Raw genomic sequence first — 6,108 nt, 5'->3', positions numbered from 1 at the left:
ACCTAGGCTGGGGGAATGCGAATTGCTGTGATCGGTGCGGGTGCCCTCGGCGGAACGTTCGCCACGCTACTGGAGAAGGCCGGGCATACCGTGACCGTGACGGCACGGGGAAAGGCCCTGGGCGTCATCCGCTCGGAGGGCATTCACCTGACCGGCGCCTTCGGCGACGAGACCGCCCGGCCGGCTGCGGTCGAACTGCTCACCGAGACTCCCGAGCTCACACTCGTCTGCACCAAGGCGCAGGATGCCGCCGCCGCGATCACGGCCAACGCGGCGGTCCTCGACGGCTCGCCGGTGATCGTCGTGCAGAACGGGCTCGACGGCGTCGCGACGGCGCGACGGATCCTGCCGAACTCCGACTGCTTCGGGGCGCTCTCGATCATCGCCGCGAACTATGCGGCGCCGGGACTCGTCACCGTGACCACGCCGGCACCGACGTACATCGGGCACGATACCGGTGACATCGACGCGGGAACGCTCGCCTGGCAGGGTGTGCTCGACGCGGCATTCCCGACGATCGCGACCTCGAACTTCGTCGGCGCCCAGTGGACGAAGCTCGTGGTCAACATGCTCAACGCGCTCCCGGCAGTGACCGGGCTGAGCGTGCAGGAGGTCGTCGACGATGCGGGGCTCCGTCGGGTCCTGACCGCGAGCATGCGGGAGACCGTGCGCGTCGGCGTCGCCCGCGGGGTGCGTTTCGGGGCGCTGCAGGGGCTCGGCGACCGCCGGTTGCGTGGTTTCGCCGGCCTTCCGCTCTCGATCGGGCAGCTGCTGCCGCGCCTGATGCGGGCCAGGATGGGCGACGTGCCGAACCTCGGCTCGACATTGCAGAGCCTCCGCAGGGGGCAGCTGACCGAGATCGACCACCTCAACGGGGTCGTCGTGCGGGAGGCCGCGGCGGCAGGCGTCGCCGCGCCGGTCAATACCCTGCTGACTGCCCTTGTGCATGAGGTCGAGGCCACAGGACACCCGCTCACACGAGCCGAGGTGCTCGTGCGCTTCGCCCCGCTCCGACTGCGGTAGGCCTCGCGGCGCCGGCTCAGCAGCTGTCGAAGAAGAGACGGCGGGGATCCGCCGGATTGGCGAGGTCGACGACGGCCGTCGCCCACGACCTGGGCCGGACCTCGGCCCGGTAGAGCCGGTTGGCGATGGCCCGGTCGTCGGGAACAGGGGAACCACCCAGTGCAGGGTCTGTCGTGGTATCCGCAGCATCACCGAGTTCCCCGGAGGGCTTCAGCTCAGCGGCGAGGTCGATGAAAGCGCCGGTCGACGAGGCATCCGCTGCGGTCTCGGTCAGCACGCTGTACGACCAGCCGTCGCGGAGTTCCTTCCTGAGCAGGAACTCCCCGTCGAAGATCAGGGTGTCGTCCGCAGGCCCCGTCGCGCCGGCGACGCGGAACGGGACCAGGAGCGCCCTGCGGAGCAGGTCGAAGTCGTCGCGGTGGCGGAACAGTCGCTCCGGCGAGGCCGGCCCGAAGGCCGTCTGCTCCTCGGTGGAGCGCTCGAAGTCGGCGAGCGAGGCGCGGGACACGGCGTGCCCGGTCGCGGCGAAGGCCGCTGCGAGGTCGTCGGCGAAGGCGGCCCGCGCGATGGGGTCCGTCCCGTCGATCGCGACCATCGTGCGGCCTCGGCCGTAGAGGCTGAGGATCTCCGTTGCGAGGTCGCGGAGGAAATCGAGGCGTGGTGTCGAAACAAGCGTCATGAATCGAGCCTAGGTTAGTGGGGTGAATGCAACCGTCATCGCGCCCATCGAATCCGGGGGAGTGCCAGCCACCGGGTCTGCCCTCGAGGCCGAGGGCACCGGTGAGATCGCGAGCCTCGTCAATGCCTGGTTCGGCCTGCACGCTCGCGACCTGCCCTGGCGTCGCGACGGTTTCGGCGCGTGGGGCGTGCTCGTGAGCGAGTTCATGCTGCAGCAGACGCCCGTGACCCGGGTGATCCCGCACCTCGAGGCGTGGCTCACCCACTGGCCGACACCCGCCGACCTCGCCGCCGTTCCGCCGGGCGAGGCCGTGCGGGCATGGGCGACGCTCGGCTACCCGCGGCGCGCGCTCTGGCTGCACGCCGCGGCCGTCGAGATCACCGAGAACCACGGCGGAATCGTGCCGCAGGACGTCGGCGTGCTCCTCACTCTGACGGGGATCGGCGATTACACCGCGCGGGCGGTCGCCGCGTTCGCGTACGGCCACCGGCATCCGGTCGTCGACACGAACACGCGCCGGGTCATCGCCCGCTGCGTCGCAGGCCAGGCCGAACCCGCGCCGCCGAGCCGCACCCGCGATCTCGCGGCCATGAACGCGCTCCTTCCGGCGGATGTCCGTGCCGCGGCCGTCTTCAACGCCGGCGCCATGGAACTGGGCGCGCTCGTTTGCACGTCAGCACGCCCGCGCTGCGCGGACTGCCCGCTCGCCGCGCTCTGCGCCTGGCGCGCGGCCGGCTACCCGGAGTACCAGGGTCAGAAGAAGACCGTTCAGAAGAAGTTCGCCGGCAGCGACCGGCAGGTGCGCGGCCTGATCCTCGCCGAGTTGCGCTCGACGAGGCACCCGGTGACGGATGCCGAGATCGCCACGCTCTGGCCGGACCCCGCCCAGCTCGGTCGGGCCCTGTCCGGCCTCCTGTCCGACGGGCTCGCGGTGCGCGTCGCTGCAGGGTCATACTCGCTCCCCCACGAGTAGGCGCGACCGTGAGCATCCGGATCGGCACCTCCGGCTGGAGTTACGAGCACTGGGACGGGGTGCTCTACCCGTCCGGGCTCCCCGCCGCCCGGCGGCTCGAGGTCTACGCCTCCCGTTTCGACACCGTCGAACTCAACGCGAGTTTCTACCGCTGGCCGCGGGAGTCGACGTTCGCCGGCTGGAGACGCCGCCTTCCCGAGGGATTCCTGCTCTCGGTGAAGGCGCCCCGTGGGCTCACCCACGCGAAGAGGCTCTATGCTCCCGAGGTTTGGGCGGCACGGATCGCCGCGTGCTGGCACGAGCTCGGCGACAAGCGCGCCGTCCTGCTCGTGCAGCTGCCGCCGGCGATGGAGCGCGACGATGCCAGGCTGGACTTCTTCCTCGCCGCCCTGCCGCACTGGATCAGGGTCGCCGTCGAGTTCCGGCACGACAGCTGGCTGTGCGAGGAGGTCTTCGCGATCCTCGAGCGGCACGGCGCCGCATACTGCGTGCTGAGCGGCGCGAACCTGCCGTGTGTCCTGCGCGCGACCGCACCGTTCGTGTACGTGCGGATGCACGGCCCCGATCGAGAGCACCTGTACGGAGGCTCGTACTCGGAGGCCGACCTCGATTGGTGGGCGGAACGCATCCGCGACTGGCAGGGCACAGGACGGGACGTGTTCGTCTACTTCAACAACGACGGCGGTGGAAACGCGGTCCGGAATGCGAGCGGCCTGGCCTCGCGATTCGGGAGCTGAGACCCCGACCGCTGCGACGCGGCTACTTCGCGAGCGTCGCGATCGCCTGGGCCCACAGGAAGAACTTGTTGGTGCCGAGGTCACCGATCGTGTCGATGCCGAACGCCGCCTTGAGGTGCTCGGCATCGCTGTCGCTGACGCCCTGGAGCGCCGCGACCGGCGCCTTCGCGAGCTCCTCCAGAGGGAGCGTTTCGTATGCTTTGTCGAGCTTGGCTGCGATGCCGGCCATGGGGTACCTCCACAGTGAGATGGGCTTTCCGGGGAACGAAAGCGCTTTTAAGCGTAGTTCTCCCCGGTCTCCCTCGCTAGGTGCGCTGCGTCAGCGTCCGCTGGAGGCAACCGCTATTCGGCGTGGTGACCGACGGCGGGAGTCTCGTCCTCGTCGTCGTCGTCATCGTCGTCGCCCTCGAACTCGCGCGGCTTGACGTAGGGGTCTTCGTCGCCGGCGTACTGGGCGCCCTGTGCGAGCGCGCCGACCTGGCTGTCGCGCTCCCGCGCTTCGCGGAGAAGGTCGTCGATGAGGGCGGCGTTCTCGGGGATCGCGTCCGCGATGAACTCGAGCGACGGGGTCAGCCGGGCGGTGATGTTCTTGCCGACCTCGCTGCGCAGCAGCCCGGTGGCCGCCTTGAGCGCCGCGGCGCTGTCGGTGCGCTCCTCGAGGGAGCCGTAGACGGTGTAGAAAACGGATGCGTGTTGCAGGTCACCCGTCACCTTGACGTCCGTGATGGTCACGAAGCCGAGCCTCGGGTCACGCAGGCCGCGTTCGAGCCGCTTTGCCACGATGACCTTGATGCGGTCGGCCATTTTTCTGGCGCGTTCCGGATCTGCCATGGTCTCACTCCTCTTGCTTCGGTACTGCGTTACGTCGATGCGTGGAAAATCTGGTGAATCGAGAAGCTGTCGTGCTGAGCGACCAACGGGCCTCAGGCCCCTCACGGAGAGGAGCCGGAGACCCGTCGATCAGACGCGGCCTGGTTAGACGCGCGGCTTTTCCTTCAGTTCGATCGTCTCGATCTCGTCGCCGATCTGGATGTCGTTGAACTTGCCGAGACCGATACCGGCCTCGAAGTCCGTACGAACCTCGGTGACGTCGTCCTTGAAACGACGCAGCGACTCGATGCCGAGGTTGTCTCCCACGACGACGCCGTTGCGGATGACCCGCGCCTTGGCGTTCCTCGTGATGACACCCGAGCGGACGATGACGCCGGCCACGTTTCCGAACTTGGACGAGCTGAACACCTCGCGGATCTCGGCGACACCACTCTGCACCTCTTCGAACTCGGGCTTGAGCATTCCCTTGAGGGAGTTCTCGATGTCCTCGAGCGCGTTGTAGATGACCGAGTAGAACCGCACGTCGACACCCTCGCGGGCTGCACGCTCGCGGGCCTTGGTGTCCGGGCGCACGTTGAAGCCGATGATGATGGCGTTGTCGACGGTGGCGAGGTTGACGTCGCTCTCCGTGACCGCACCGACACCGCGGTGGATGATGCGCAGCTGCACGGAGTCGTCGACCTCGATCTTGAGGAGCGACTCTTCCAGGGCCTCGACGGCACCGGAAACGTCACCCTTGATGATGAGGTTGAGCGATTCGACCTTGCCCTCTTCGAGTGCACGGGTGAAGTCTTCGAGGCTGATGCGCTTGCGGGCCTTGGCCAGCAGGGCGTTGCGCTCGGCGGCTTCGCGCTTCTCGGCGATCTGACGGGCGGTGCGGTCTTCCTGGATGACGAGGAAGGTGTCACCGGCCCGGGGAACGCTCGAGAGGCCCTGGACCTGCACGGCGCGCGACGGCGTCGCGGCGAGCACGGCAACGCCGTTTTCGTCGGCCATCGCACGAACGCGGCCATAGGCCGTTCCGGCGACGATCGAGTCGCCGACGTGCAGCGTTCCCGACTGGATGAGCACGGTTGCGACCGCGCCGCGGCCCTTGTCGAGACGAGCCTCGATGGCGACGCCACGGGCGTCCTTGTCGGGGTTGGCGCGCATGTCGAGTCCGGCGTCCGCGGTGAGGAGGACGGCCTCCAGGATTTCCTGGATGCCGATCTTCTGCTTCGCAGACACGTCGACGAACATGACGTCTCCGCCGTACTCTTCGGCGACGAGCCCGAATTCGGTGAGCTGCTGGCGCACCTTCTGCGGGTTGGCGCCTGGCTTGTCGATCTTGTTGACCGCGACCACGATCGGCACATTGGCCGCCTGGGCGTGGTTGAGGGCCTCAATGGTCTGGGGCATGATGCCGTCGTCCGCCGCGACCACGAGGATCGCGATGTCCGTCACCTGGGCACCACGGGCACGCATGGCGGTGAACGCCTCGTGGCCCGGTGTGTCGATGAAGGTGATGGCGCGGTCGATGCCCTCGTGCTCGGTGATGACCTGGTACGCGCCGATGTGCTGGGTGATTCCGCCGGCTTCGCCAGCGGCTACCTTCGCGTTACGGATCGCATCGAGGAGCGCGGTCTTTCCGTGGTCGACGTGACCCATGACGGTGACGACCGGCGGACGGGCCTTGAGCTCGTCATCGGTCTCTTCGGCCAGTTCCTGGTCGATGTCGATGTCGAAGCCGAGAAGCAGTTCGCGATCTTCGTCGTCGGGCGAGACCATCTGGATCTTGTAACCGAGTTCTCAGCCGGGGGAAGTTGCCCTTCTTGTCCGCGAGGCCTGCCTCGGTCGCGAGGCCGGTCATGGTGCCCATTGCGTCG

At 68.3% G+C, this 6,108-nt stretch carries 6 protein-coding genes and 1 pseudogene; 3 read left to right on the top strand and 4 right to left on the bottom strand.

Annotated features, from left to right (window positions below; all coding sequences use genetic code 11):
* Positions 1-15: 15 nt before the first annotated feature.
* Positions 16-1,023 (top strand): 2-dehydropantoate 2-reductase, encoded by a 1,008-nt coding sequence (locus QN357_RS17150; RefSeq protein ID WP_322135427.1) that lies wholly within the window; start codon positions 16-18, stop codon positions 1,021-1,023.
* Positions 1,024-1,039: 16 nt separating this feature from the next.
* On the opposite strand, the gene QN357_RS17145 is transcribed toward QN357_RS17150, so the two are convergent.
* On the bottom strand, positions 1,040-1,702 hold the full coding sequence (locus QN357_RS17145) for a hypothetical protein (protein ID WP_134559484.1): 663 nt from the start codon (positions 1,700-1,702) through the stop codon (positions 1,040-1,042).
* A 106-nt stretch (positions 1,703-1,808) separates the two neighbouring features.
* Between QN357_RS17145 and QN357_RS17140 the strand changes: the two genes are divergently transcribed.
* Entirely contained in the window at positions 1,809-2,675 is an 867-nt protein-coding gene (locus QN357_RS17140) for an A/G-specific adenine glycosylase (protein ID WP_322137283.1), read from the top strand.
* Between the two features lie 8 nt (positions 2,676-2,683).
* The gene (locus tag QN357_RS17135; protein ID WP_134445859.1) at positions 2,684-3,412 is read left to right on the top strand and encodes a DUF72 domain-containing protein; all 729 of its coding nucleotides are present in this window, start codon (positions 2,684-2,686) and stop codon (positions 3,410-3,412) included.
* A 22-nt stretch (positions 3,413-3,434) separates the two neighbouring features.
* On the opposite strand, the gene QN357_RS17130 is transcribed toward QN357_RS17135, so the two are convergent.
* From QN357_RS17130 to infB, 3 genes and pseudogenes are all read right to left on the bottom strand, one after another.
* Complete coding sequence (locus tag QN357_RS17130; RefSeq protein WP_134445860.1) at positions 3,435-3,641, bottom strand: hypothetical protein; 207 nt, start codon at positions 3,639-3,641, stop codon at positions 3,435-3,437.
* Between the two features lie 113 nt (positions 3,642-3,754).
* Positions 3,755-4,243, bottom strand: coding sequence for a 30S ribosome-binding factor RbfA (rbfA, locus tag QN357_RS17125; protein ID WP_134445861.1), 489 nt, complete (start codon positions 4,241-4,243; stop codon positions 3,755-3,757).
* A gap of 144 nt (positions 4,244-4,387) precedes the next feature.
* Positions 4,388-6,031, bottom strand: a pseudogene (gene infB / locus QN357_RS17120) (translation initiation factor IF-2); the annotation flags it as partial.
* Positions 6,032-6,108 lie beyond the last annotated feature (77 nt).

It is taken from the genome of Cryobacterium sp. RTC2.1 (assembly GCF_035018685.1).
Classification (GTDB): domain Bacteria; phylum Actinomycetota; class Actinomycetes; order Actinomycetales; family Microbacteriaceae; genus Cryobacterium; species Cryobacterium glucosi.
Note: the sequence above shows the minus strand (reverse complement) of the source record. Positions and strands in the feature narration are given on the sequence as shown.

Bases quoted from the DNA above. Each gene is read 5' to 3' on its own strand.
- QN357_RS17150 (WP_322135427.1), top strand. From the start codon at position 16: ATGCGAATTGCTGTGATCGGTGCGGGTGCCCTCGGCGGAACGTTCGCC.
- rbfA (WP_134445861.1), bottom strand. From the start codon at position 4,243: ATGGCAGATCCGGAACGCGCCAGAAAAATGGCCGACCGCATCAAGGTC.
- QN357_RS17145 (WP_134559484.1), bottom strand. From the start codon at position 1,702: ATGACGCTTGTTTCGACACCACGCCTCGATTTCCTCCGCGACCTCGCA.
- QN357_RS17130 (WP_134445860.1), bottom strand. From the start codon at position 3,641: ATGGCCGGCATCGCAGCCAAGCTCGACAAAGCATACGAAACGCTCCCT.